18 protein-coding genes are annotated in these 23,584 nt (G+C 75.4%); 5 read left to right on the forward strand and 13 right to left on the reverse strand.

What is annotated here, in order from left to right:
* The 3 genes from ACRYM2_RS01420 to ACRYM2_RS01430 form a co-directional block, all read right to left on the reverse strand.
* On the reverse strand, positions 1–571 hold a 571-nt coding region (locus ACRYM2_RS01420; protein WP_432519330.1), incomplete at its 3' end, for a response regulator.
* A gap of 17 nt (positions 572–588) precedes the next feature.
* A complete protein-coding gene (locus ACRYM2_RS01425) occupies positions 589–2,220 on the reverse strand; it encodes a chemotaxis protein CheW (RefSeq protein ID WP_432519331.1) in 1,632 nt (543 codons plus the stop codon).
* 25 nt (positions 2,221–2,245) lie between these two features.
* Positions 2,246–4,180 carry a methyl-accepting chemotaxis protein gene (locus tag ACRYM2_RS01430; RefSeq protein WP_432519332.1) on the reverse strand — a complete coding sequence of 645 codons (1,935 nt, stop codon included), beginning with the start codon at positions 4,178–4,180 and terminating at the stop codon, positions 2,246–2,248.
* 200 nt (positions 4,181–4,380) lie between these two features.
* On the opposite strand from ACRYM2_RS01430, the gene ACRYM2_RS01435 reads away from it, so the two are divergent.
* Positions 4,381–4,752 (forward strand): hypothetical protein, encoded by a 372-nt coding sequence (locus ACRYM2_RS01435; RefSeq protein ID WP_432519333.1) that lies wholly within the window; start codon positions 4,381–4,383, stop codon positions 4,750–4,752.
* Here the strand turns inward: ACRYM2_RS01435 and ACRYM2_RS01440 are convergent.
* Complete coding sequence (locus ACRYM2_RS01440; RefSeq protein ID WP_432519334.1) at positions 4,749–5,144, reverse strand: response regulator; 396 nt, start codon at positions 5,142–5,144, stop codon at positions 4,749–4,751. The two genes, ACRYM2_RS01435 and ACRYM2_RS01440, sit on opposite strands and share 4 nt — an antisense overlap.
* 324 nt (positions 5,145–5,468) lie before the next feature.
* Between ACRYM2_RS01440 and ACRYM2_RS01445 the strand changes: the two genes are divergently transcribed.
* Entirely contained in the window at positions 5,469–7,823 is a 2,355-nt protein-coding gene (locus ACRYM2_RS01445; RefSeq protein ID WP_432519335.1) for a diguanylate cyclase domain-containing protein, read from the forward strand.
* A gap of 33 nt (positions 7,824–7,856) precedes the next feature.
* Here ACRYM2_RS01445 and ACRYM2_RS01450 read toward each other — a convergent pair whose 3' ends face one another.
* The gene (locus ACRYM2_RS01450) at positions 7,857–8,414 is read right to left on the reverse strand and encodes a Uma2 family endonuclease (protein ID WP_432519336.1); all 558 of its coding nucleotides are present in this window, start codon (positions 8,412–8,414) and stop codon (positions 7,857–7,859) included.
* A 117-nt stretch (positions 8,415–8,531) separates the two neighbouring features.
* On the reverse strand, positions 8,532–9,068 hold the full coding sequence (locus ACRYM2_RS01455) for a glycosyltransferase family protein (protein WP_432519337.1): 537 nt from the start codon (positions 9,066–9,068) through the stop codon (positions 8,532–8,534).
* Between the two features lie 200 nt (positions 9,069–9,268).
* Between ACRYM2_RS01455 and ACRYM2_RS01460 the strand changes: the two genes are divergently transcribed.
* Entirely contained in the window at positions 9,269–11,512 is a 2,244-nt protein-coding gene (locus ACRYM2_RS01460) for an EAL domain-containing protein (protein ID WP_432519338.1), read from the forward strand.
* A 66-nt stretch (positions 11,513–11,578) separates the two neighbouring features.
* Here the strand turns inward: ACRYM2_RS01460 and ACRYM2_RS01465 are convergent, their stop codons facing one another.
* The 7 genes from ACRYM2_RS01465 to ACRYM2_RS01495 all read right to left on the reverse strand — a co-directional run bounded on the left by ACRYM2_RS01465 (position 11,579) and on the right by ACRYM2_RS01495 (position 20,067).
* The gene (locus ACRYM2_RS01465) at positions 11,579–11,917 is read right to left on the reverse strand and encodes a hypothetical protein (protein WP_432519339.1); all 339 of its coding nucleotides are present in this window, start codon (positions 11,915–11,917) and stop codon (positions 11,579–11,581) included.
* A gap of 341 nt (positions 11,918–12,258) precedes the next feature.
* A complete protein-coding gene (locus tag ACRYM2_RS01470; protein ID WP_432519341.1) occupies positions 12,259–15,294 on the reverse strand; it encodes a S8 family serine peptidase in 3,036 nt (1,011 codons plus the stop codon).
* A 50-nt stretch (positions 15,295–15,344) separates the two neighbouring features.
* Positions 15,345–16,349 carry a glycosyltransferase family 2 protein gene (locus ACRYM2_RS01475; protein ID WP_432519342.1) on the reverse strand — a complete coding sequence of 335 codons (1,005 nt, stop codon included), beginning with the start codon at positions 16,347–16,349 and terminating at the stop codon, positions 15,345–15,347.
* A 13-nt stretch (positions 16,350–16,362) separates the two neighbouring features.
* Positions 16,363–16,722, reverse strand: coding sequence for a hypothetical protein (locus ACRYM2_RS01480; RefSeq protein WP_432519344.1), 360 nt, complete (start codon positions 16,720–16,722; stop codon positions 16,363–16,365).
* Positions 16,719–17,141: a flagellar export chaperone FliS gene (fliS, locus tag ACRYM2_RS01485; RefSeq protein ID WP_432519345.1), complete on the reverse strand. Its 423-nt coding sequence runs from the start codon at positions 17,139–17,141 to the stop codon at positions 16,719–16,721. The genes ACRYM2_RS01480 and fliS overlap by 4 nt, the downstream gene beginning before the upstream one ends.
* A gap of 140 nt (positions 17,142–17,281) precedes the next feature.
* Positions 17,282–18,787, reverse strand: a complete 1,506-nt coding sequence (gene fliD, locus ACRYM2_RS01490; RefSeq protein ID WP_432519347.1) for a flagellar filament capping protein FliD — start codon at positions 18,785–18,787, stop codon at positions 17,282–17,284.
* A gap of 116 nt (positions 18,788–18,903) precedes the next feature.
* On the reverse strand, positions 18,904–20,067 hold the full coding sequence (locus ACRYM2_RS01495) for a flagellin N-terminal helical domain-containing protein (RefSeq protein ID WP_432519349.1): 1,164 nt from the start codon (positions 20,065–20,067) through the stop codon (positions 18,904–18,906).
* Positions 20,068–20,522: 455 nt separating this feature from the next.
* Here ACRYM2_RS01495 and ACRYM2_RS01500 point away from each other — a divergent pair, with 455 nt between their 5' ends.
* Positions 20,523–22,052 carry a glycosyltransferase family 2 protein gene (locus ACRYM2_RS01500; protein ID WP_432519350.1) on the forward strand — a complete coding sequence of 510 codons (1,530 nt, stop codon included), beginning with the start codon at positions 20,523–20,525 and terminating at the stop codon, positions 22,050–22,052.
* 6 nt (positions 22,053–22,058) lie between these two features.
* Positions 22,059–23,573, forward strand: a complete 1,515-nt coding sequence (locus ACRYM2_RS01505; protein WP_432519351.1) for a glycosyltransferase — start codon at positions 22,059–22,061, stop codon at positions 23,571–23,573.
* Positions 23,574–23,584: the final 11 nt, after the last annotated feature.

Consider the following 23,584-nt stretch of genomic DNA (forward strand, 5'->3'; position numbering starts at 1 on the left):
GCCGGCCGTTGAGGGCGCCAAGCACCGCCGGCGCGGCGGGGCCGCCGGGGCGGGCGCCCCCGGCCGCGGGACCGGCCGCGGGACCGGCCCGCCGGGCCGGGCGGGCGGCGGCGTACGCCTCCTCGCGCTGGCGGCGCAGCCGCGCCGTCAGCGAGCCGCGGCGCACCCGCGAGGACGCCGCGCGGCGGACCTTGCGGCGGATCTCCTCGGCGGCCTCGGACATGTTCATCGACACCGTGCCGCCGGGTTTGGCGACGTAGTCCACGGCGCCCAGCTCGAGGGCCTCCAGGGTGGCCACGGCCCCCCGCTCGGTGATCGAGGAGACCATGACCACCGGGACGGGGCGCTCGTCCATGATCCGCGACAGGCACGTCAGCCCGTCCATGACGGGCATGTTGACGTCGAGGGTGACCACGTCGGGTTCCTCGCGCGCCAGGACGTCGAGGGCGTCCTCGCCGTTGCGGGCGAGGACGACCTCCACGTCGCCGTCGGCGGTGAGCATGGTCTTCAGGGCCTTGCGCATGAGCGCGGAGTCGTCGACGACGAGCACCTTCAGGTGCGTTGCGACCACCGGGACGGCTCCCGCGCTCAGGCCGCGGTGGTCGCGGCCGGCACCTCGTCCGCCAGCTGCGCGACCTGGGCGCGGCCCAGGAGCTGGGAGGGCTCGAGGACGAGCAGCATGCGCTCCGAGCGCGGCAGGTTCGCCACCCGGGTGACGACCTCGGCCTGCTCGGGCGACAGCTCGGGGGCGGACTCCAGCTCGGCGCCGGAGACCCGCAGCACCTCGGCGACGGAGTCGACGACGAAACCCGTGCGGACGCCCTTGATGATGAGCACCACGATGCGCTGGCGCTCGTCGCGGGCGCTGCGCTCCAGGCCCAGGCGGGTGCGCAGGTCCACGACCGGCAGCACCGCACCGCGCAGGTTGACCAGGCCCTCGACGAAGTCGAGGGTCTTGGGCACGCGGATCAGCGTCTCCGGCACGCGGATGATCTCCTGCACGGCGTCGACCGCCACGCAGTACTCCTCGCCCTGCAGGCGGAAGACGACGAGCAGCTCGTCGTCGCCCCGGCCGTCGTCCACCACGTCGTCCTCCTGCTCGTCGCGGGTGCGGGTGACCACCGCGTTCTCGGTGTCGAGGTCGGCGAGGGCGCCGACGTCGACGAGGGAGTCGGCCGACAGCACCGACACCAGGCGCTTGCCGTCCTCCAGCCGGCACACCGACTGCACCTCGCGGCTGCGCCCGCCGCCGGAGACCACGTGCGGCAGCGCGCCGACGAGCTCGGCCGGCACCCGCAGCACCTCGCGGACGGTGTCCATGACGACGCCCACGAGGGACTCGCGGCCCTCGCGCTCGACCGTCACGACGACGATGCGGTTGTGCGCCTGCAGCGCCGGCACCTCCAGCCCGAACACCTGGCGCAGGCTGACGACGGGCAGCAGCCCGCCGCGCAGGTCCATGACCCCCAGCACGCGGGCGGCCGCGTTCGGCACGGCCGTGACGCGCTCGGGGGCCTGGACGATCTCCTGCACGCGGTCGATGGGCAGCGCGTACTCCTGGCCGTCGACGGCGAAGCTCACCAGCTCCAGGGTGTCGGAGGAGTCCTCCTCGACCACGGCCGAGGTGGGCGACCAGCCGCCCGCGCCGCCGGTGCCGGCGACCTTGCGCGCCAGGTCGGCGAACTCGCTGCGCACCAGGCGCTGGACGTCCAGCACCGTGGTCATGCGCCCGGCGCCGCCCTTGCCGGAGGCCGGCTTGAGGACCGCGGCCAGCAGCTCGGAGCGCACGGTGCCCTGCACGCCCTCGGCGCTCTCCAGCTGGTCCGCCTCCACCGACACGACGGCGGTGACGCGGTCCACCACGAGGCCGAGGGTCGCCCCGGCGGCCTCGACGACGACGACGCGGGTGGCCTCGTCGTGGCCGGTGGCGGACAGCCCGCAGCAGGCGCGCAGGCTCACCACCGGCAGCACGCGGCCGCGCAGGTTGGCCAGGCCCTCCAGCGCCGCCGGGCCCAGCGGGACCCGGATCAGCTCGGGCATGCGGATGATCTCCTGCACGCGCTCCATGTGCAGCGCGTAGGACTCCCCCGCCATCTCGAACGTCACGAAGTCGCTCGCGACGTCGGCCTCCTCCCCGCCGGTCCCACCGGTCTCGCCGGTGGGCGCGCCTGCCGGCGTCGCGGGGAGCTCCTCCTCGAGGAGGGTTTCCACGGTGCTCATCGCACTCCTCGTTCGACGGGTCCGGTCAGGGCTGCTGCAGCTCGTCGGCGAGGGCGGCGATCTCCTCGATCGCGGTGGCGAGCTCCTCGGCGCCGGTGGACTGCTGGCGGGCGGCGGCGGAGGCCTGGGTCGACAGGGCGTCCGCCTGGTTCGCCGCGGCGGAGATCTGGTCCAGCGCGGTCTTCACCTGCGAGAGCGCGGAGGCGATCTCGGCGCTGGCGGCGCGGACCTCCTCGTTGCCGGCGCGGACCTGCGCCATGTCGCGCTCGACCTCGACGAGGCGGGCGGTGCTGGCCTTGGCGCGCTCGACCTCGACGAGGGCCTGGCGGGAGGTCTCCTCCAGGTCCGCGCGCACGGCGGCGATGCGGTCCTGGACCTCCTTGACGAGGTCCTTGATGCGCTCGGCGTTGTCGGCGGAGTCGCGGGCCAGGTTGCGGATGTCGGTGGAGACGACCGCGAACCCCTTGCCGTACTCACCGGCGCGCGCGGACTCCACGGACCCGTTGACGGCCAGCATGTTCGTCTGGATGGAGACGTTGGCGATGGCGTCGACGATCTTGTCGATCTTGCGGGAGACGATCTCCAGCTCGACGACCTGCTTGACGCTGTCCTTGGCGGCCGCGGACGCGGCGGTGATCGCGGTGATCATCGCGTCGACGGCGTCCTTGTTGGTCGCCAGCTGGGCGATCATCTCGCCGGCCTTCTCCACGGCCACGCCCGCGCGGGTCTCGGCCAGCTGCGCGCCGGACTCGATCTGGTTGATGGCGCTGGAGGACTCCTGCGTCTTGGCCGACTGGGCCTGCGCCCCGCTGGAGATCTCGGTGATGGCCTGGGAGATCTGCGCCGCGGCGCGGTTGATCTCCTCGGCGGCGGCGGCCAGCTCCTCGGCGGAGGCGGCGACCTCCTCGGCGCTCTTGCCGATGTCGGCGGAGCCGCGCAGCTCGTCGGCGATCTCCGAGAGCTGCTCGGCGGCCTGCTCGCTCTGCTGCAGCGCGGCGCCCTGCTGGTCGACGGTCTGCAGGACCTCCTCGGCGGCGGCGGACTGCTGCTCGGCGGCGGCGGCGATCTCCTCGGCGCGCAGCTGCGCGTCCTGCGAGGCGCGCTCGGCCTGGCCGGCGGCGGTCGCGATCTCGCCGGCGCCTTCGAGGATCACGCTCATGTCGTCGCGGATCTGCGCGAGCTGCGCGGTGACGGCGCGGCCCTTCTCGACCTCACCGCGGGAGGTGTCGGCGGAGGCCTGCACGCCCTCGGCGACGGAGGTGACGCCGGCGCGGATGGAGTCGATGAGCTCGCGGATCTGGCTGGCGGAGCGCTCGGAGGTCTCGGCCAGGGTCCGCACCTCGTCGGCGACGACGGCGAAGCCCTTGCCGTGCTGGCGGGCGCGGGCGGCCTCGATGGCGGCGTTGAGGGCCAGCAGGTTCGTCTGGTCGGCGATGCGCGCGACGGCGGCGACGATGGTGCCGATCTCCTCGGCCTGCTTCTCCAGCTCGGTGATCATCTCCACGGAGGTGGTCTGGCGGTCGGCGGCCTCGCCGACGTTGGCGACCAGGCCGGAGATGCCCTCGGCGGTCTCGCCGAGCAGCGCCTGCAGCTTGGTGGTGGTCTCCTGCACGCGCTTGCTGGTCTGCTGCTGGGTGCGGATGCGCCCGGCGACCTGGTTGGTGGCGGCCAGCGACTCCTGGGTGGCGCCCGAGGCCTCCTCGGCGCCGGCGGCGATCTGCTGCATGGCCTCGCGCAGCTGGCGCGAGGCCTCGGCGGACTGGGCGGTGGAGGCGGCCAGCTCGGTGGTGGCGGCGGCGATGCGCTCGGCGGCCTGCTGCTGCTTGGCGACCGTGCGGGCGCGGCGGCGCGCCTCGTCGGACTCGCGGGCGTCCTTGCGGGGGGCGGCCGGGGCGGTGGGGCCGGCAGCGGGACGGGCTGCGGGGATGGTCGCCGTGGCGCCGTTCTTGGTCAGGGGCATCGAGCTGGATCCTTCGCTGGGAGGGCGCGACGAGGCGGTGGCCGGAGCGGTCCGGTCGGCGCTGGGGTGGGGATGACTAGATGGTCGGCAACCCCCGTTGCGGCCTTGAGCGGGGATTCGGGGCGGTCCTGCGCCCGGGCCGGGGAGGGGATCGCCGGGGCCCGGCTCAAGTCCGGTGCCCGGCGGTTCGATGGCGTGCTGTGACCGGACCCGAGCGGGCGCACGTGGCGCCCACCGCCGCGGACGCGACGGCGGACGCCCTCGTCGCGCTGGTCGAGGAGCTGACGGACGCCATCGCCGAGCTCGACCTCGTCCGCGAGCGCGCTCGGGCGGTGCTGCACCGGCGCGCGGCGGGGACCGGTTACGCCGACATCGTCGGCTCCAAGGAGCGCCCCTTCATCGCCGAGATGCTCACCGCGACGATGACCGGGCTGGGCGAGGCCGGTGGCCGCTACCGCCGCGCGCAGGTGCGGGCGCTGCGCGCCGAGGGGTGCACCGTCCCGGAGATCGCGCGGCTGTTCGGCGTCACCCGCCAGCGGGTGTCCGCGCTCCTGGACGACGGGACCCGCTAGCCGCGTTCGAGCGCGGCGGGGTGCACGAGCGCGGCCGCCGGCTCCCCGGTCCCGTCGAGGAGGACGACGGACGGCTGCGCCAGCTCGTCGGTGGCCCGCAGCCGGCGGGTGACCTCGGCGGCGCTGACGCCCGGCAGGTCGTCGCGCAGGACGACGAGGTCGAAGTGCAGCTGCAGCGCCAGGTCGAGGGCCACCTGCCCGCAGACGGTGGTGTGGACCTCGCGCCCGGGAGCGGACACCCGCTCCGCCAGCGCGGACAGCGCGAGCGCGTCACCCGCGGCGAGCAGCACCCGCTGCGGACGCGGGCGGGGCGCCGCCGCGGTCGCGGCGGTCAGCGGGTCGTCCTGCACCAGGACGGCGGTGGGTGCGGTGGAGGCGGTGGGGGGGGTCATCTCGGTCTCCGGGGTTCACCGTGGTCGTGGCACGGCACCGCCCGCTCGGGCGCCGCCGTGCCCGTCGCACCTTGTTCGGCGACGGGGGGGCCGCGCGTCGGGGGGGAGCACGGGCGAGGCCCACCAGGAGCATCGGCGCGGCCGGCGCCGGGCTTGACCACGTCGCGTCACAGCGGCGCGGGTGCGCTGCTCCGTCCGGGTCGGGAGGCGGTGCCGGACGGGTGACGGTCGTCGCCCGCGCGCCCCGGCGCGCCCTCGCGCGGAGCAGTCCCTAGGGTCGGTGCCGACCGGGCCACCGCCCGCGGGCGAGGGGAGGGCGGGGCGATGGGGCATCCGCACGCTGGAGCGCCCGGGCCGGACCAGGCCGGGCCGGACCAGGCCGGGCCGGACGGGGTGGAGCCGGACGAGGTGGAGCCGGACGAGGTGGAGCCGGACGGAGCGGGGCCGGCGCAGCTGCACGCGGTGTACCAGCCGATCGTGGACCTGCGCACCGGCGAGGTCGTGGCCGTCGAGGGCCTGGTGCGGGGGACGCGGGGCGCGCGGCAGCTCTCCCCCGGGCAGCTGTTCGCCGCGGCGGCCGCGCGCGGCGGCGCGGCCGTGCTCGAGCTGGACGAGGCGTGCGTGCGCTGCGTCGCCGGATCGGCGCGGGACCTGCCCCCCACCGCCACCCTGTTCGTCAACGTGGAGCCGCCCACGCTGGCGGCGCTGTCGCGGCGGGACCTCGAGGGCGTCGCGGCGCTGCTGCCGGCCGGTGTGCAGGTGGTCGTGGAGGTCACCGAGCGGGACCTGCTGCAGCACCCCGCACAGCTGCTGGCGGGTGTCCGGCGGGCGCGCGAGCTGGGCTGGGCGGTGGCCCTGGACGACGTGGGCGCCGAGCCGGACGCGCTGGCGCTCATGCCGTTCCTGCGCCCCGAGGTCATCAAGCTGGACCTGGCTCTGGTGCGCTCGCGGCCCAGCCTGGACGTGGCGGCCATCGTCAACGCCGTGCACGCCGAGGCCCAGCGCTGCGGTGCGCTCGTGCTCGCCGAGGGCATCGAGGGCCCCGAGCACCTGCGCCGGGCGCTGAGCACGGGCGCCCGGCTGGGCCAGGGCTGGCACTTCGCCCGCCCCGGCCCGCTGCCGCAGCGCTGGGGCGGGCGGCTGCAGCTGCCGCCGCAGGAGGTCGCGCCGCCACCGGCGGCGACGGTCTTCCAGGCGCTGAACCGGGACGTCGAGGCCCAGCCCACGACCCCCGAGCTGCTGGCCCCCCTGACGCGGCAGGTGGAGCGCCAGGCGATGCTCATGGACGAGACGGCCGTCGTGCTCGCGTCCTTCCAGCACGCCGACCTGCTCACCCCCGCCACCTCGCGCCGCTACGAGGCGATGGCGGCGGTCACCGCGCTGACGGCGGTCCTGGGCCCCGGCATGGGCCCGGCCCCCGTGCGGGGCGTGCACGGCACGCCCCTGGCCGCGGACGACCCGATGAGCGAGGAGTGGGCCGTCGCGGTCGTCTCCCCCCACTTCGCCGCGGCCCTCGCCGGCCGGGACGTCACCGGCCCCCCGCCGCGCGGCGAGCAGGCGGAGCCGGCGCGCGAACCCTCCGGGGCGGCGGGCGCGGACCGCCGGATGGAGTACGTGCTCAGCTACGACCGCGACCAGGTGATCGCCGCGGCGTCGCTGCTGATGTCCCGCGTGCAGGCGCCCGCTCCCCGCGACGGGGCCGACGGCTCCCCGCCGGCCCCGCGGCCCCGGGCCGGCGGCCGGGCCCGCGGCACCGGGGCCCGCCCGCCGGCCGGCCCCGCGCTGGCGGGCGTGGACCCCGAGCACCTGCCGGCGCTGCTGACGCGGGCCATCGCGACCGCCAGCAACGGGATCGTCATCGCCGACGCGACCGCACCGGACATGCCGCTGGTGTACGTCAACGCCGCCTTCGAGCAGCTGACCGGGTACTCCGCCGACGAGTGCCTGGGACGCAACTGCCGCTTCCTGCAGGGCCCCGGCACCGACCGCACCCAGGTCCGGGTGATCGCCCGCCGCCTGCTGACCGGCCGCACCGCGCGGGCCGTGCTGCTGAACCACCGCCGCGACGGCAGCGCCTTCTGGAACGAGGTCACCATCAGCCCCGTGCACGACGCCGAGGGGCGCCTGACGCACTTCATCGGCAACCAGGCCGACGTCAGCGACCGCGTCGAGCGGGAGCGGCGGACCGCGCACCTGGCCTACCACGACGACCTGACGGGCCTGCCCAACCGCGCCCACGTCCTGGAGCACCTGGAGCGGGAGCTGCGCCGCGCCGAGCGCTCGGGGGCCGCCGTGGCGGTGGTGCTCGTCGACCTGGACGGCTTCAAGGCCGTCAACGACCGGTTCGGGCACAGCACCGGCGACCGGGCGCTGGTGCAGGCGGCCCGGCGCCTGCAGTCGGTGGTGCGCGCCGGCGACCTGCTGGCCCGCCTCGCGGGTGACGAGTTCCTCCTGGTGCTCACCGGGCTGCCCGCGGACACCGGGGGCGCCGAGCGCGCCGTGCGCGAGGTCGTGCAGCACCTCCAGGCGGCGCTGCGGGACCCCGTCCAGACCCCCGGCGGCGCCCTGCAGCTGCGCGCCAGCACCGGTCACGCGCTCGTCCCCCGCGACGGCACGGACGCCGCGACGCTGCTCGACGTCGCCGACGCGCGCATGTACCGCAGCAGGCGCGGGGCCTAGGGACCCGCGCCGGACCTGCCCCTCGGCGCCGGTTCAGCCCAGCAGCGCGTCGAGGTCGACGGGCAACCGCGCCACGCCCAGGTCGAGCTCGGCGCGCTCACCGCGCCCGAGGACGGCGGCGGGGACGAACACGCCCTCCTGCAGGACGTAGGCGGTCAGCAGTTCGTCGCGCGGGTCCACCGTCCAGTACCGGGGCAACCCGGCGGCGGCGTACTTGCCCGACCTGTGGACCAGGTCGTCACCGCGGTTGGAGGAGAGGATCTCCACGACGAGGACCGGCATGCCGGTGAACCGGGCGTCCGGGCGGCCCTCCGCCTCGGCGAGCGGGTAGACCATGACGTCGGGGATGAACTCGTCGCGCCGCGGCTTCCAGGCCCACGCGGTGTTGACGTCGTGGGTGGCGGGCAGCACGGCCTGCAGGGCGAACGCGAGCCGCAGGGCGATCTTCTGGTGCCGCCCCGACGGGCTCGGGCTCACGACGAGGTGCCCGTCGATGTACTCCGCACGCGGGTCCTCCGGCAGGCGCTCGTACTCCTCCCAGCTGAGGGCCCGTCCCACGGTCGAGGTGGGCGGTGCGGTCTGCTCGGACACGGGCGGATCACCTCCTGGGGCTCCGCGCCAGCCTAGCCCGGGGGCCGTCCGCGGGGGCCGCGCACCACGCGGCCCCCGCGGGCGCCCCCCGACGCCCCCGACGGGCGCCACGACCCCTCAGACGCGGTCGAAGACCCCGTGCTGGCGCGGCACGCTCGCCGTGGTCGCCACCGGCTGGCGGACGGTCAGCAGGTGCGAGGGCACCTCGGCGAGGTCCCCGCCGAAGGCGGCACCCGGCAGCGCCTTGTGCAGCAGCCGCGCCGAGCGGTGCGTGCCGCGCACCACGTCGTCCACGCGCACCGACATCGCCGGCACGTCGGTGGCGTCCTCGAGCAGCCGGCGCAGCTGCTCGGGGGAGGCCGTCACCTTCTCCCCCGCCAGCACGCACAGCGCCCAGTCGGACTCCACGTGCGCCAGCGCCGCCTGCTGGGCGCGCTCGCGGTCGTCGGCCCAGAAACCGCTGACCACGGTGACGGCCGGGTGCAGCGTGGCGTCGAAGGCGGCGGTGCCGGGGGCGACGTGGTCGGCGGTGTCGTAGACCACGACCTCGTCGGCCACGTCCACGAGGCCGCGCAGGTCCTCCTCCAGGGCGGGGGTGCCGCTGGTGCCCTGCAGCACGAGGCAGGCGGCGAGAGTGGTGCGGGTGCTCGGCATGGTCGTCTCCGTCGGTCGCGTCCGGGCGATCGTCTGCACGCCCTGACTGAGCATCGGACGAGGATGGCGAAGAGTTACGCACGTCACACGGGTTTTACGCGACGTTGACATCCGGACGACATCCGCACGACACCCGCACCGGTCCGCACGGGCCCGTGCGCGCCTCCCCCCACCGCTCAAGCACACCGCCGGACACGCCGATGACGACGCTCGTGCCGACTCCCCCCGCACCCAGCGCCGCACCCGGCGCCGCGCCCGGCGCCGCGCCCGGTCACGCGCAGGGCCCGGTGGCCGACTTCGCCGCGGCCGCGGCGCGCACCCTGGCCGACCTGGCCGTGCGCGTGGGGCTGGAGAGCTGGTGGATCGCGCGCGCCGAGGGCGAGGAGCACGTCGTCCTGGCCGCCACCGACCCCGTCTTCGGGCTGGAGGCCGGTGCCGCGCTGGCGTGGCGGGACACGCACTGCCGGCGCGTGGTCGAGGAGGGCGCGCACCCGGTGCTGCGCGGGCCGCTGCCGGACTCGCTGGCCGGGCGCACCACGGCCGGCGCACCGGCGCAGGTGTCCGTCGTCAGCGTGCCGCTGACCTCGCCCGGCGGCGAGGTCCTCGCGACGCTGTGCGGGGTGGGCGCCGGGCCCGCGCCCGCGCTGGAGGAGGCGCTGCCCAGCGTCCGGCTGCAGGGCGACCTGCTCGGAGCGCTGCTGGCCGCCGAGCTGGAGGTCGTCGAGCGCGCCCGCGCCGCCGAGCGCGCCTGCACCGAGCACGTCGACGAGGTCACCGGCGTCGCCGGCCGCGAGGTCTGGGACGCCGCGCTGCGCACCGAGGAGCAGCGTGCGGCCCGCCACGCGCGGCCGGTGTCCCTGGTGCTGCTGGCCGTGGACGGCCTGACCGCCGTCAACCGCCGCGACGGCTTCGCCGCCGGGGACGCGCTGCTGCACCGGGCGGCGCGCACGGTGGAGTCCCGGTTGCGCGCCGGGGACCTGCTGGCCCGCCTGGCCGGGGACCGCTTCGGCGTGCTGCTGCCCGGCACGGACGCCGAGGGCGCCCGCGCGCTGGCCGGGCGGGTGCGCGCCGCGCTGGCCGCCGAGGGCGTCGCCGTGCGCACCGGCGTGGGCCGCCGCCGCCGCGAGAGCGGGCTGGCCGCCGCCTGGGCGGCCGCCGAGCGCGAGCTGGCCGCCGACGCCCCCACGCCGCTGCCCTCCCCCGAGCCCTCGACCGGTCCGGGCGCGGCTGCGGGCACTGGGGCGGGCGGCGTCCCGACCGCCGGCCCGGCGCCCGCGCGGGTGCCGCCCGCCGGGCGGGGCACCGCGGGGGCGAGCGCCCTGGACGCGATGCTGGACCTGGCCCGGCGCCAGCTGGGGGCCGACCTGGCGTTCATCTCGGCCGTCGACGGCAGCGAGCGGCACGTCCGCAACGTCGTCTCGCCGCTGCAGGTGCCGATGCACCCCGGCATGGCCTTCCCGCTGCAGGGGTCGCTGTGCGAGCGGGTGGTGCGCACCGGCGCCCCCGTCGTCGCCCCCGACACCTCCGCCGCCGAGTTCGCCGGCACCACGGCCCGGCGGGTGGGCATGGCCGCCTACGTCGGCGTCCCGCTGCACCGGCGCAACGGCGGCCTGTACGGAACGCTCTGCGCGGTCTCCGCGCAGCCGGACGAGGGCCTGCGCGAACGCGACGCCGAGGTGCTGCGGGCGGTGGCCGAGGCGGTGATGGACCTCGTCGAGGAGGAGGACCAGGCGCAGCGGGTGCGCCGCGCGCGCCTGGCCCGCCTGGACGACCTGGACGCCGCCGGCGGCCCGCACGTGGTCTACCAGCCGATCCTGGACCTGCTGACCGCCGAGCACGTGGGCGCGGAGGCGCTCAGCCGCTTCCCGGCCGGGACGCCCGCGCCCGACCGCTGGTTCGCCGAGGCGGCCGAGGTCGGCTACGGCGAGGACCTGGAGCTGCGGGCCGTCGCCAACGCGCTGCGGGGCCTGCCGCGGCTGCCCGGTTTCCTCACCGTGAACCTCTCCCCCGCGACCCTCACCTCCCCGGCGCTGGCCCGGCTGCTGGAACCGGCGCCGCTGGAGCGCCTCGTCGTGGAGATCACCGAGCACTCGGCCATCGAGGACTACGCCGCGCTGCTGGCGACGCTGGAACCGTTGCGCCGCAACGGCCTGCGCGTCGCGGTGGACGACACCGGCGCCGGGTACGCGAGCCTGCGGCACGTGCTGGCGATCCTGCCGGACTTCATCAAGCTCGACATCAGCCTCGTGCGCGGCATCGACGCCGACCCCTCCCGGCGAGCCCTGGCGGCCGGCCTGGTGACGTTCGCGGCCTCGACGGGTGCGCGGATCGTCGCCGAGGGCATCGAGACGCCCGCGGAACTGGCCGCGCTGCGCGGCCTCGGGGTCCAGCTGGGACAGGGCTACCACCTGGCGCGCCCCGCGCCGCTGCCCGCCGCCGCCTGAACCGACACCGCCTGAGCCGGCACCGCCGTCTGCCCCGTCCTGCCCGCACCGCCCGGCGGGCGAACCTCAGCGGGCTCGGTAGTCGTAGGTGTCGAATCCCAGACGCTGGGACACCCGGACCACGAACTGGTCCGTCGTGACGAGAGCGTCGTGTCGGGACTCGGCCGCGGCCATCGCGCTGCGGTCCCCGAGCGAGAGCCGACCGACCTCGCGGCCCGCATCCAGCTCGGCTCGGCGGGTGACCTCCTCCTCGAGGGCGTCGGTCTCCTCGTCGTGGTACTCGGCCCACGCCTGCTGGGCGGACACGGCACCGTTCCTGCGGCGGTACTTCGCGCGGACGCGGGCCTGCATGGCAGCGCGCGTCTCGAAGAGGATGCGGCCGGGCCCTTCGGCGTGCGGGATCAACTCGGCACCTTCCGCGATGCCCGCCGCGGCGAGGACTTCAGCGGGGACGACCGCCCTCCGCTTCGAGTCGATCCTCAGCGCCCGACCACTCACGGGTCCCACCCTACGGGTGCCGGTGGGACGCGTCACTGCTCATCCCACCCCATCGCGCGCCGCCGACCCGACACTCCCCTGGTGAGCCTCGTGGACCGCCCGGGACACCGGGTCGGCGGGGACGCGCGAGCGCCACGGGCGCGGCTCCCACCCGAGGGACGGCCACGCATCCGTCGTCACCGGCCCACCTCAGCAACGGATGTCTGCACATCCGTTGCCAAGGCGCGGCTCGCCGTGCACGGGAACGCTCAGAGCGGCGCCCCGGCGCAGCTCGTCTCGCAGGCCCCGGCCGCGAACGCGGCGTCCGGCGAGCCGAGGTCGTCGCGGCGCACCAGCGTCAGGCCCCGGCTCGTGCGGGTCGGGACCGGCGTCGCGCTTCCCGTCGGCGCGGACGGGCCGGCGGACGGAGCGCTGGAGCTGCTCGACGGCGTGCCGCCGCCCGCGCCACCGGTGGGCGTGCTCGACGCGGTGCTCGACGGGGAGGACCCGCCGGAGCCGTTCGTCGGCGCGCCGGAGGGCGCGGTCGTCGGGGCGGTCGTCGGGGCGCTGGACGGCTGCGCGGAGCCGGCCGGGTCCTCGTAGGTCAGCGCCCCGGGCAGCACGCTGGCCCGCGCGAGGTCGCTGCCGCCCTGCTCGAAGAGCGTCACCTCGTAGACACCGGCCACGCGTGCGGGCACCCGCACCTGCAGCGACGTCGAGGACGCGCTGAGGACGGCCGCGGTGGCCGTCGCGCCGACGCGCACGGTGCCGACCCGGTCGAGGTCCGTCCCCGTGATCGTCACCACGTCGCCCCCCGCGGTCGACACCCGTCCCGGGTCCACCCGCGTCACCTGGAAGCGGCCGGTGGACGGGTACGTCACCGCCGAGGGGGCGCTGGGCGCGGGTGCACCGGACGGCGTGCTCGCGGGGGCGCTCGCCGAGGTGCTGGAGGGCGTGCTGGACGGCGTGCTGGACGGCGTGCTGGACGGCGTGCCGGCGGGCGCGCTCGACGCACCGCTCGGAGCGGACGCGGTGGTCGTGGCGCTCGCGCCCGGTCCGGTGGTCGTGGCGCTCGCACCCGGCGCGGTGGTCGCGGTCCCCGTCGGGGTGCCGGGTGCAGCGGGTGCGGTGGTGGCCGTGCCGCTCGGGACCGCGCCCGGGGACGTCGTCGAGGTCGCGCCGGGCGAGGCGGCCGGGCTCGACGACGACGGGCTCGACGGCGACGCCGACGGGGACGCCGACGCGGACGCAGTCGGCGTGCTGGACGGCGAGGCGGTCGGGGCGACCGTCGGGGCAGCCGTCGGCGTGGCGGCCGGCGCCTCGGCGACGACGAGCGGCGCCGCCCACGGCCGGGTCAGCGGCGCGCCGTCGCGGTACAGCTGCGCGGTCACGAGGTAGCGCCCCAGCGGCAGCGCCGTGTCGACGGTGAAGGTGCGCGACACCGAGGTGCCGCTGCCCAGGTCGAGGGTGAACTCACCGCGGTCGTCGGTCGTGCGGGACTGCCCGGCGACGCTCACCTGCGCACCGCTGATCCCCCACAGCTGCCCGTCCTCCTGGGCCAGCAGCCCGACCCTCAGCGCGTAGGCACCGGCCTGCGCGCCACCGCTGACGCGCACGACGGGGTGCTGCTCGGCACCGACGACGGTGCCGGCACCGCTGAAGCCGTACTGGACGGTGGCGCTGACCCTCGCGCCGAGGTGCTCCAGGGACAACCGGCCCCCGCTGACGGAGATCGCGGACAGGTTCGCCTGCGGGGTCGTGTCGGCCAGCAGCGCCGCGCGGAGGGCGCGCATCCGCTCCACCGGCGTGCCGGCCGCCGGCTGCACGGAGCGGTGCAGGGCGGCGGCGGCCGCGACCTGCGGCGCGGCGATGGAGGTGCCGTCCACGAGGCGGTAGCTCCCGTCGTTCCACGGCGTGTAGACCTTGGTGCCGGGGGCGAAGAGGTCGACGCTGGTCCTCCCGTACGCCGAGCTGGCCGCCTTGGAGCCGCTGGCGGTCAGGTTGCCCACCGTGACGACGTTCTCCTCGGTGAGGCTAGCCGGGTACAGGAGGGAGCTGTCCCGGTCGGCGCCGTCGTTGCCCGCAGCGGCGACGACGAGGACGCCGCGGTCGGCGGCGTACTGCACGGCCAGCCGCAGGTTCAGCAGCGCGCTGCCGGTGGCCTGCCCGCCCCAGGAGGCGTTGATGACGTCGGCGCCGTGGTCGACGGCGTAGCGGATGGCGGAGGCGCCCAGGTACATGTCGACGGTGGACCCCGAGCCGATGACGAGCGGCATGACCTGCGCCTCCGGCGCGACGCCGGCCGAACCGTTCCCGTTGTCCTTGCGGGCGACGGCCACCCCCGCGACGTTGGTCCCGTGGGCCCCGCCGGTGCCGTTGTCGACGTCGGCGGAGTTCGTCGTGAAGTTCCAGCCGTGGCAGTCACCGGTGATGCCGTCGCCGTCGGCGTCGCTGCCGCAACCCGGGTTCGTCCACAGGGCGCCCGCGAGGTCGGGGTGGTCGGAGTCGTAGCCGGTGTCGACGACGGCGATGACGGTGCCGGCGCCCCGGGTGACGTCCCAGCCGGCGCTCGCGTCGACGTCCACGTCCGCGACGGCGACCTGCCCGGTGGCGTTCAGCCCGGTGTTCTCCAGGTTCCACCCGAAGGTGCTGAAGAACGGGTCGGTGGGGTGGGCCGCCGCCACCCGCCCCGACTGCGAGGCCTCGACGTCGATGACCCCGGGGACCGCGCGCAGCGCGCGGTCGGAGCCGGCGGTCGCCACCAGGGCGGTGCCGTCCGGCAGCGGCTGCGCCGAGCGGACGCCGGGCACCGCCTCCAGCGCCACGAGCAGCTCGTCGCCGACCTGCCCGGGGACCTCGCCCGCCAGCGGTGCGCCCGGTTGCGAGACCGGTCGCGAGGACTCCGCCGTCACGTACCAGGTCCGCTCGTGGACGAGATCGAGGTGGCCGCCGTCGCCCAGGTCGGCGACGGCCGCTGCGAACAGCCCCGGGTCCACCTGCGGCAGCCCCGTGGCGCCCAGCGCCGGGTCGGAGGCGCGAACGACGTAGCGGTGCAGGCCGTCGCCGGGGCCGAAGCCGCTGGCCACGGCCACCGGGCTGCCGGTGAGGAACCCGATCGCACCGGCACCCGCCGCCAGCGTGCTCACCGCGGCGATCCCGGAGATCCCCGAGACCCACCGCCGTCGTCCTGCACCCATCGCCTGCTCCCCGTCGTCCTGCCGGCCGTCGAGGTGTTCATCGACGGGCCCGGTGGGCGACGTGATGGCCCGGCGGCGGAACCACCCCGAGCGCTGAGCGGGCGCCACGCAGCGTCAGCGATCCGGTGCCCGCTCACCCGTCCGGCGCAGGGAGCGCCTCAGGCGGCGAGCAGCTCCTCGCACAGCGCACGCAGCCGCCCGAGCGCAGCGGGGTCGTGGCTGCGCCCGGCGGTGTCGACGATCGCGCCGACGTGCTGCAGCTGCGCGATCGCGTCCGCCGGGCGCCCGGTCTGCGCGAGCCCCTGGGCCCGCAGCCAGCGGCAGTACTCCGGCGGTGCGCCACCGCCCTCGAGCTGGTCGGCGAGCACCAGGGCGACCTCGGCCTCACCGGCACCCAGCAGGAGACGGGCGAGGTGGTCGGTGGCCTGGCGCCACAGGGCGCCGGAGGCGGCGGCGGCGCGGGCGAGCTCGAGGGCGTCGACGGCCCGCTGCAGCTCGCCGGCGCCGATGCAGGAGCGCCCGAGGTCGAGCGCGGCGCGCGCCACCTCCCGCGGGTCCGGCTGCGCGCACGCGGCGAGGTCGTCCAGCTGCAGGGCCGCGAGCCGGGCGTTGCGGGCGCTCTTGCGGTGCTGGGTGTCCAGGTCGGCGTACCCGTCGTGTTCGATGTGCAGCAGGTGCGGCGGCACCAGCCGCAGCGGCGTCTCGTCGTCCTCGACGCCGCGGGAGACGACGCGCTCGTGGACGCGGCCGGCCCAGCGGGCGCCGGCACGCCGGAAGAGCTTCACGGTCGTGGACGCGTAGCCGGCTCCCCCGCCGACGACGGGGTTGCGGATCGTCACCGCCAGCTGGTCCTCGGGCACGTCCGCCAGCCAGCGCCGCAAGGCGGCCGCGTCGGCGCGGACGACCTCGTCGGCGTCCACGCTGAGGACCCACCGCCCCCTCGCGCGCTCGAGGGCGACGTTGCGGGCGGCCGCGAAGTCGTCCTCCCAGCCACCCGCGACGACGACGGCCCCGTGGGCGGCCAGCCGGGCGGGGGTGCCGTCGAGGGACCCCGTGTCGTGGACGACGACCTCGTCGACCAGGCCCGCGAGGGCCTGCAGGCACCGGTCGATGCGTGCCGCCTCGTCGCGCACGACGAGGCAGGCGCTCAGGAGCACGTCCACGCTGGGCCGCCGCTCAGACCGCGGTGTCGACGAAGACCGGCCGCCGCTCGGCGGGCTCCAGCATCGTCAGGGCCCGCTGCTGCGAGCGCGCCTGCACCATCGCGGACGCGAGGCGCTCGCTGACCTCCACCTGCCGCTGCAGCAGCAGCCGCGCGCGGTCGGCGAACTCGGCGGGGATGTGGCCCAGCAGGGCCGGCGCGATCCAGTCGGACGCGGGAGGCTGCTCGGGCGGGTCCTCACCGGCGTGCAGCTTGTCCAGCAGCGTCTCCGCGGCGGCGACGTCGACCTCGGCGGCGTGCAGCGCGGAGGTCCACGCCTCGCGCCAGTGCGCGTCCAAGGGCTGGCCCTCGGCCAGGTGACGGCCAGGGTTCACGCGACACCGTGGCCGGTGGCCGGGGTCGAGCGCAGGTGCTCCTCGGCGGCCTGGCGCCACGTCTGCGCGAGGGGCTCGACGACCTGGGTGCGGCAGGCGGCGGTGCGCTCGGCGTCACCGCCGACGTTGGCGGCCGGCAGCTCCTGCAGCAGCCAGGTGTAGAGCGCCTGCAGGGACTCCCCGCCCTCCCACGCGTCGGCCTTGAGGCTGGTGCGCAGCTCCAGGACGATGTCCTGCGCGTGCACGAGGTTCTTGTGCGCCGTCTCCCGGTCGCCGCTGCGCTGGGCCTGCTCGGCGCGCTCGAGGTCCAGGACGAGGCGGTCGTAGAGCATGACGAGGAGCGTGGCGGGGGTCGCGGTCTCCAGGCCGTCGTTGAGGTAGCGGTTCGCCGAGCGCCGGCCGTACGTCATCGAGGTCATGCGGTGGTTCCTCCGTGGGTTTCCCGGTTCCTGACACTCCATCGGCAACTGCGTGGCACACTGCAGCCCTTCGGCGCACGCGTTGCGCCGCAACGACGAACGGGCCGGACGCGTGGAAGCGTCCGGCCCGTCCGGTCGGGTCAGCCCAGCGAGGCGAGCTGGCCCTGCAGCCAGTTCGACTGGCTCTGCAGCTTGCCCAGCGCGGTCTCCAGGGAGGAGTAGTACTTCTGGTACCGCTCCTTCTTGGCCGCCAGGCGGGCGTCCCAGTCCGCGATGCGGGTGGTCAGGTCGCTGATGGTCTTGTTCTGACCGGCGATGACTGTCGTGAGGGAGCCCTTGTCGGCATCGGTGGCGTTCTTGGCCACCGCGGCCAGCCGCTCCACGACGCCCTTGGACGTCGTGTCGGGGTCGAGGCTCGACGGGGCCAACTGCTTGCGCACCGTGGCCGGGTCGGCCTCGTAGGCCTTGAGGAACGTGTCCTTGTCGAAGGTCAACGCGCCGTCCTTGGTGGACTGCAGGCCGTACTTCGCCGCGGACTCCCCACCCCCGAGCGCGGCGGTCACCGCGTCGAGGACCTGCGACTTCATGCCCCGCAGGGTGCTGTCACCGCGCAGGGTGCCGCCGCCGACCACCTTGCCGTCCGAGCCGACGAGGCCGGCGCGGGACTGCACGGTGATTTCGTCGAGCGCCGCGTTGGCGGCCTTGACGAGCGACTCCACGGCCGTGGCGACGGCCGACGGGTTGCTCGTCACGGTCACCGACGCGGGCGTGGCCGTGGTGGCCCCGACCGTCATCGTCACACCGGGCATGAGCCCGGTGAACGTGTTGGTCGGCGACGAGGCGGTGATGGCGGTGCTGATGACGTTCCCGTTGCCGTCGACCTTGTTGGCACCCAGGGTGACCTGGGCGTCCGCGGCCGGGGTGATGGTCTTCCACCCCGCCTGCTCGGACCCGACGGTGCCGTAGGACTCGGTGTTGCCGTTCGCGCCCAGCTTCTTGGGCGCGGACGGCAGGCTCTCGGCCCGGCCGGTGTGCGGCACGACCTTAAAGTCACCGGCCTTCTCACCGGTGCCGGTCGAGGTGATCTGCAGCCGGTAGGAGTTCTCCCCCACCCGGATGGCGACCGCCTTGATGCCCAGGTCACCGGCCTTGTTGACCGCCGCCACGACCTGGTCGAGCGTGCCCGCGCTGGGCTTGATCGTGACGTAGGACCCGTCGCTGCGGACGATGTCCAGCGGCGTGCCGATCGAGCTGCCGATCGTCGCGTCGCTGACCTTGCCGTCCGCGCCGAGCGAGAACGTGCCGGACACGGCGGAGCGGGCCGCGGCGAGCTTCTCGACCGAGACGCTCAGCGAGCCGGCCGACGCGGTGCCGTCCGCGGTGACCGTGATGGCGTCGCTGGACGACTTGGCCGTGGTGGGTGTCCAGCCGGTGGCCTTCACCAGGGCGTCCGCCGCGGTGCCGAGGGCCGCCATCTTCGAGTTCACGGTCTGGTAGGCCGTGACCTTCAGCTGGGCGGCGCTCATGCTGGACTTCATCTGCGTCTGCGGCGCGGCGTCCGCGGTCAGCAGCTTGGAGATGATGCTGGACGTGTCGAGGCCGCTGACCAGACCATCGACGGTGGATGACGAGACGGTCGTGGACATCACGGCCCCCCTCTTCGAGTCACTGGATGGGTAACGGGCGGAAGGCGGGGGGCACCGGGTTCTCCGATGCCCCCCGCCTCATGAGCCGGTCAGCTCACGCCGCCCGGATCGGGTGATCAGCCGCGCAGCAGGGACAGGACGTTCTGCGACGCGGAGTTCGCCTGCGCCAGCATGCTGGTGCCGGCCTGCGACAGGATCTGGCTGCGGGTGAACTTCGTCATCTCCGAGGCCATGTCGGTGTCGCGGATCGCCGACTCGGACGCGGTCAGGTTCTCGATCGCGACGTTGACGGACTTGATGACGTTCTCGAAGCGGTTCTGCAGCGCACCGAGGTCGGCGCGGGCGCCGGAGACCTTCTTGAGCGCCTCGTCGATCGTGGTGATCGCCGTGTTGGCAGCCGCCTGGGTCGTCAGGGAGACGGTCGACAGCCCGAGGCCGCGGGTGTTGAAGGTGCCGGCCGGGTTCTCGGTGACAGCGGCCGCGCCCTGGGTGCTGACAGCACCGGTGGCGGCGGAGAAGGCGCCGGAGAAGGTGACGGAAGCGTCGGTCGCCGCACCGGCGGCCTTCGCGGTCAGGGTGAAGCCGGTGGTGCTGGCGCTGGCGACGTCGTACTTGACGCTCAGGGCGGTGTTGACGGCGGCGACGAAGGTGGCCTGGTCGGTGGCGCCGGAGACGTCGACAGTCACGCCGTCGATGATCACGTTGCTGCCGGCGGTGCCGGAGAACGAGGCGAACGCGCCGGACTTCCAGACCTCGGTCGTGGCGGAGGCCGCCGCGATGGTGGCCGCGCCCGACTTGATGTCGAACGTGATGGCGTCGCCGGCCGCGTAGCCGACCTGGAACTGCTTGCCGGCGAAGGAGCCGTCGAGCAGGTTGACGCCGTTGAAGGACGTCTTGGCCGAGATGCGGTCGAGCTCCGCCGTGAGGGAGGTGATCTCCTTCTGGATGGCGGTGCGCGAGGTGCTGTCGTTGGTGTCGTTGGCCGACTGGACAGCCAGGTCGCGCATGCGCTGCAGGATGGAGGTCGCGGTACCGAGGGCGCCGTCGGCGGTCTGGGCGACGTTGACGCCGTCCTGGGCGTTGCGGGCGGCGACGGTCAGGCCACCGATCTGCGAGCGCAGGCCCTCGGAGATCACGAGGCCGGCCGCGTCGTCAGCGGCCTTGTTGATGCGCAGACCGGACGAGAGCTTCTCCAGCGAGGAGTTCAGCGTCTTGTCGGTGGCCTGCAGGTTGCGGTAGCTGTTGAACGCCGCGATGTTGTTGTTGACGCGAAGACCCATGATGATCGTTCCTCCGTGAGTTGGGGTCCATCTGGTGTGCCCGCCGGTCCATCCGTGGTCCGGCTCGGCCGGGAGGGCTCTCGTCCGCCCGACACTTGGTTCATCGGCCCGGGGGGCGGGGACCTGAGCCGTCACCCGCTGGCAAACGGGTGAACGTCCTCCGGGCCCCTGGCCGGCCCTGCGCTCGGCCGGCCAGGCCGCTCCACGGAGCACCCGCGCGGGCCCACCCGTCCCGGGCCTCGTGGATCGGCCGCACCAGCGTCTCGGCACCCTCCGCGTGCGCGCCTGCACGCTCGCACGTGGAGGACGGCGCGCCTGCACCCGCTCGACCGGCGAACCGCCCCGCTCCCCCGATGCCGGCCCGGCGCCCGTCCGGGCTCAACCTCGTGCAGCGAGGTGTCGATGGATGGGCCGTACGGGTGGAAGGTGCTCAAGCACCTCGACGAAGGGCACACATGGCCGGCAAGCCCACGTTCATCAGCGGTTGCTACATCGTGAAGGACGAGGAGGAGTTCATCGGCGCGTCGCTGACAGCCATCGCCGCCTTTGTCGACGAGGTCGTGGTCTACGACACCGGCAGCACCGACCGCACCCGGGACATCGCCCGCGAGCACGGCGCCCGTGTCATCGAGGGCTACTGGGACGACGACTTCGGCGGCGCCCGCAACCGGGCGCTGGAGCACTGCCGGGGTGAGTGGGTCCTCAACGTCGACGCCGACGAGGTGGCGGTCGGGGACCCGCGGGCGTGGCGCCGCTCGCTGCACCTCGCCGAGCACGACGTCTTCACCGTCGAGATCTCCTCCACCCAGTGGGGTGACGCGGGCAACGAGGTGCGCTGCCCGGTGAACCGCGTCATGCGCCGCGCCGCCTGCCGCTGGGAGGGAGCCATCCACGAGCAGATCGTGGGCCGCTGGGCGGAGGTGCGCCGAGCCCACAACGAGGCGGTCTGGCTGAAGCACTACGGGTACAGCGAGGTCATGTTCCGCGAGCGGGACAAGGGCGCCCGCAACATGACCCTCGCGGAGAAGGCGCTGCGCACCGCCCGGGAGAAGGGGCAGGACACCGCCGAGGCGATCGTGCAGCTCGGGCGGTCGGCCTCGGTGGCCGGGCAGCACCGCAAGGCGCTCGACGTCTTCGCCGACCTCGACATGAACACCGTGCCTCCGGGACTGGGCATGCTCGCCGCCATCAGCGCGGTCCAGTGCGCCCTCGCCGTCGCCGACCTCGACGCCGCCGAGACGTGGATCGGGCGCATGCGGACGTGGGGACAGGACGAGCAGGTCTGCCGCTCCTTCGAGGGCAAGCTGGCGATGGCGAGGCTCGACTTCGCCGGCGCGGAGGCGATCTTCTCGGCCCTCGAGCCCGGGCGCAGCTCCAACGGGATGCCCTTCGACCCGGACAACTGCGGTGACGAGCTCGTCATCTGCATCGCCCGCCAGGGTCGCCGCGCGGAGGCGGCGGAGAGGCTGCTGCAGCGGTTGCGCGCCGGCAAGCTGGGGTTGCCGCCCATCGACGTCGTCGGCTACCTCGACGGCATCGAGGACGGGCCGCAGCGGCTGGCGGAGGCGCTGCCGGAGGCGCTCGCCGTCCCCTACGTCGGTCACGTCCAGGTGTGCGAGGCGTCGTTCGCCAGCACGTTCCTCGCCGCCCTGTGGGAGGCCGACCGCGCACGGCTGGCGATCGTCGCGGCCGTGGGCAAGCTCGCCCGTCGACTGCCGGTCCCCCTGGTCCTGGAGTGGGCCCTGCGGCTGCGCGAGGCCCAGCTGGCCGAGCACTGCCCGCTGCGGCGCATCCTCACCGACACCGGGCGCGACTCCCTGAGCCGGATCCTCTGCGGTGCGGCGCTGTACGAGATCGGTGAGGAGGACGTGCTGGCGCGGCTGGAGCCCTTGCTGGCGAGCGTGCCCGACGAGGAGGCCGGCGCCGTCCTCACGGCGGTGCGGGACCTGGCTCCGCGGTTCGCCGCCCTGCTGGTCCCGGCCTGAGCCGTGGTGATCAGCGGCTGCTACATCGTCAAGGACGAGGAGGACGTGCTCGCCGCGTCGATCCGCGCGCTGCGTCCCTTCGTCGACGAGGTCGTCGTCTACGACACCGGGAGCAGCGACGGCACGGTGCAGGTGGCGCGCCGTGAGGGTGCGGTCGTCGTGCAGGGGCACTGGGACGACGACTTCGGCGGCGCCCGCAACCGCGCGCTGGCGCACTGCCGCGGTGCGTGGGTCGTCTGCGTGGACGCCGACGAGGTGGCCGACGGCGATCCCGCGGCCTGGCGCGAGGAGCTCGCCCGGACGCGCGCCACCGCGCTCGCCGTCGAGCAGGTCTCAGGTGCCGCCGACGGCTCGGGCCGGCAGACCAGCGCCTGGCTCAGCCGGGGCCTGCGCCCGCAGGAGTGCCGCTGGGAGGGCGCCCTGCACGAGCAGGTCGTCGCGCGGCGCGGCGAGCTGGTCGGCGACCTGGCCCGCTCCCTCCGGTTGCGCCACTCGGGCTACGAACCCGACCGGATGGCGGCCAGGGACAAGGGCCGACGCAACCTGCGGATCGCCTCGCTGGCGCTGCAGCGCCACGGCGGCGACACCGTCGACGGGCGGCGCGTTCGCCTGCTCCTCAACGTCGGCCGGTCGGCGACCGGGAGCGGCGAGCACCGCACGGCGCTCGAGGCCTTCGAGGACCTGTTGCGGCAGGGGCCGCAGCTCGGCGAGCTGGTGAGCGCCGCCCGGTGCGCCGTGGAGAGCGCGCTGGCCGTCGACGACGTCGCGCTGGCGCGCACGTGGGTCGAGCGGGCTCGGGCCGCCGGTGAGTCCGCATCGGCCTGCCGGGCGATGGAGGGACGCATCGCCCACGCCGCGGGCGACGCCGAGACCGTCGTGCGGCTGCTGGACGGCCTGGACGAGGTCGTCGACCACTCCGGCGCAGCCCTCGACACCTCGCTGCACGGCGACTGGGTCGCCGACGCCCTGTTCCGGCTCGGGCAGGTGCAGCGCGCCGCCGAGGTCCTCACCGCGCACGTCCTCGCCCGCCGCAGCAGCACCCGGCCCACCGTGGTGGTGGAGCGCCTCGCCCAGGTGCCGGGCGCCCTGGAGGCGCTGGTCGCCCGCATGCCCGGCGAGCAGGTCAGCGCGATGGCCGCGGACCTGGCAGAGGCCGGGTCCGGTCTGGGGAGGTTCATGGGGGCCGTCTGGGACTGCGGGCGCAGCCGCGCCGCAGTGCTCGAGCAGCTGACGCGGGACCCTCGCTGCCTGGCGCCCGACGACGTCCTCGACTGGATCGGCCGCCTCGCAGCGGCCGGCGCACCGGCCGGGACGTTCCTGCTCGCCGTGGCGCAACGCTCCCAGGTCTGCACGCCCTCGCGCCTGGTCGCGGCGGCGGTGCTCGTGGAGGCCGGGGCGGCGGAGGCCCTCCCGGTCCTCGACAGGCTCCTGGCGCTGGTGCCGCACGAGGAGGAGGCGACCGTGCGATCGCTGATCGCACGGGCGGCGCCGGCCGTCGCCGCGGCGCTGGAACCCGCCTGACGGTACCTGCG

This window comes from Kineococcus aridisoli (genome assembly GCF_050871885.1).
In the GTDB taxonomy this organism is placed as follows: Bacteria; Actinomycetota; Actinomycetes; order Actinomycetales; family Kineococcaceae; genus Kineococcus.

Bases quoted from the DNA above. Each gene is read 5' to 3' on its own strand.
- ACRYM2_RS01495 (WP_432519349.1), bottom strand. From the start codon at position 20,067: ATGGGTCTTCGCGTCAACAACAACATCGCGGCGTTCAACAGCTACCGC.
- ACRYM2_RS01440 (WP_432519334.1), bottom strand. From the start codon at position 5,144: ATGACCCCCCCCACCGCCTCCACCGCACCCACCGCCGTCCTGGTGCAG.
- ACRYM2_RS01455 (WP_432519337.1), bottom strand. From the start codon at position 9,068: ATGCCGAGCACCCGCACCACTCTCGCCGCCTGCCTCGTGCTGCAGGGC.
- ACRYM2_RS01500 (WP_432519350.1), top strand. From the start codon at position 20,523: ATGGCCGGCAAGCCCACGTTCATCAGCGGTTGCTACATCGTGAAGGAC.
- ACRYM2_RS01460 (WP_432519338.1), top strand. From the start codon at position 9,269: ATGACGACGCTCGTGCCGACTCCCCCCGCACCCAGCGCCGCACCCGGC.
- ACRYM2_RS01430 (WP_432519332.1), bottom strand. From the start codon at position 4,180: ATGCCCCTGACCAAGAACGGCGCCACGGCGACCATCCCCGCAGCCCGT.
- fliD (WP_432519347.1), bottom strand. From the start codon at position 18,787: ATGTCCACGACCGTCTCGTCATCCACCGTCGATGGTCTGGTCAGCGGC.
- ACRYM2_RS01445 (WP_432519335.1), top strand. From the start codon at position 5,469: ATGGGGCATCCGCACGCTGGAGCGCCCGGGCCGGACCAGGCCGGGCCG.
- fliS (WP_432519345.1), bottom strand. From the start codon at position 17,141: ATGACCTCGATGACGTACGGCCGGCGCTCGGCGAACCGCTACCTCAAC.
- ACRYM2_RS01425 (WP_432519331.1), bottom strand. From the start codon at position 2,220: ATGAGCACCGTGGAAACCCTCCTCGAGGAGGAGCTCCCCGCGACGCCG.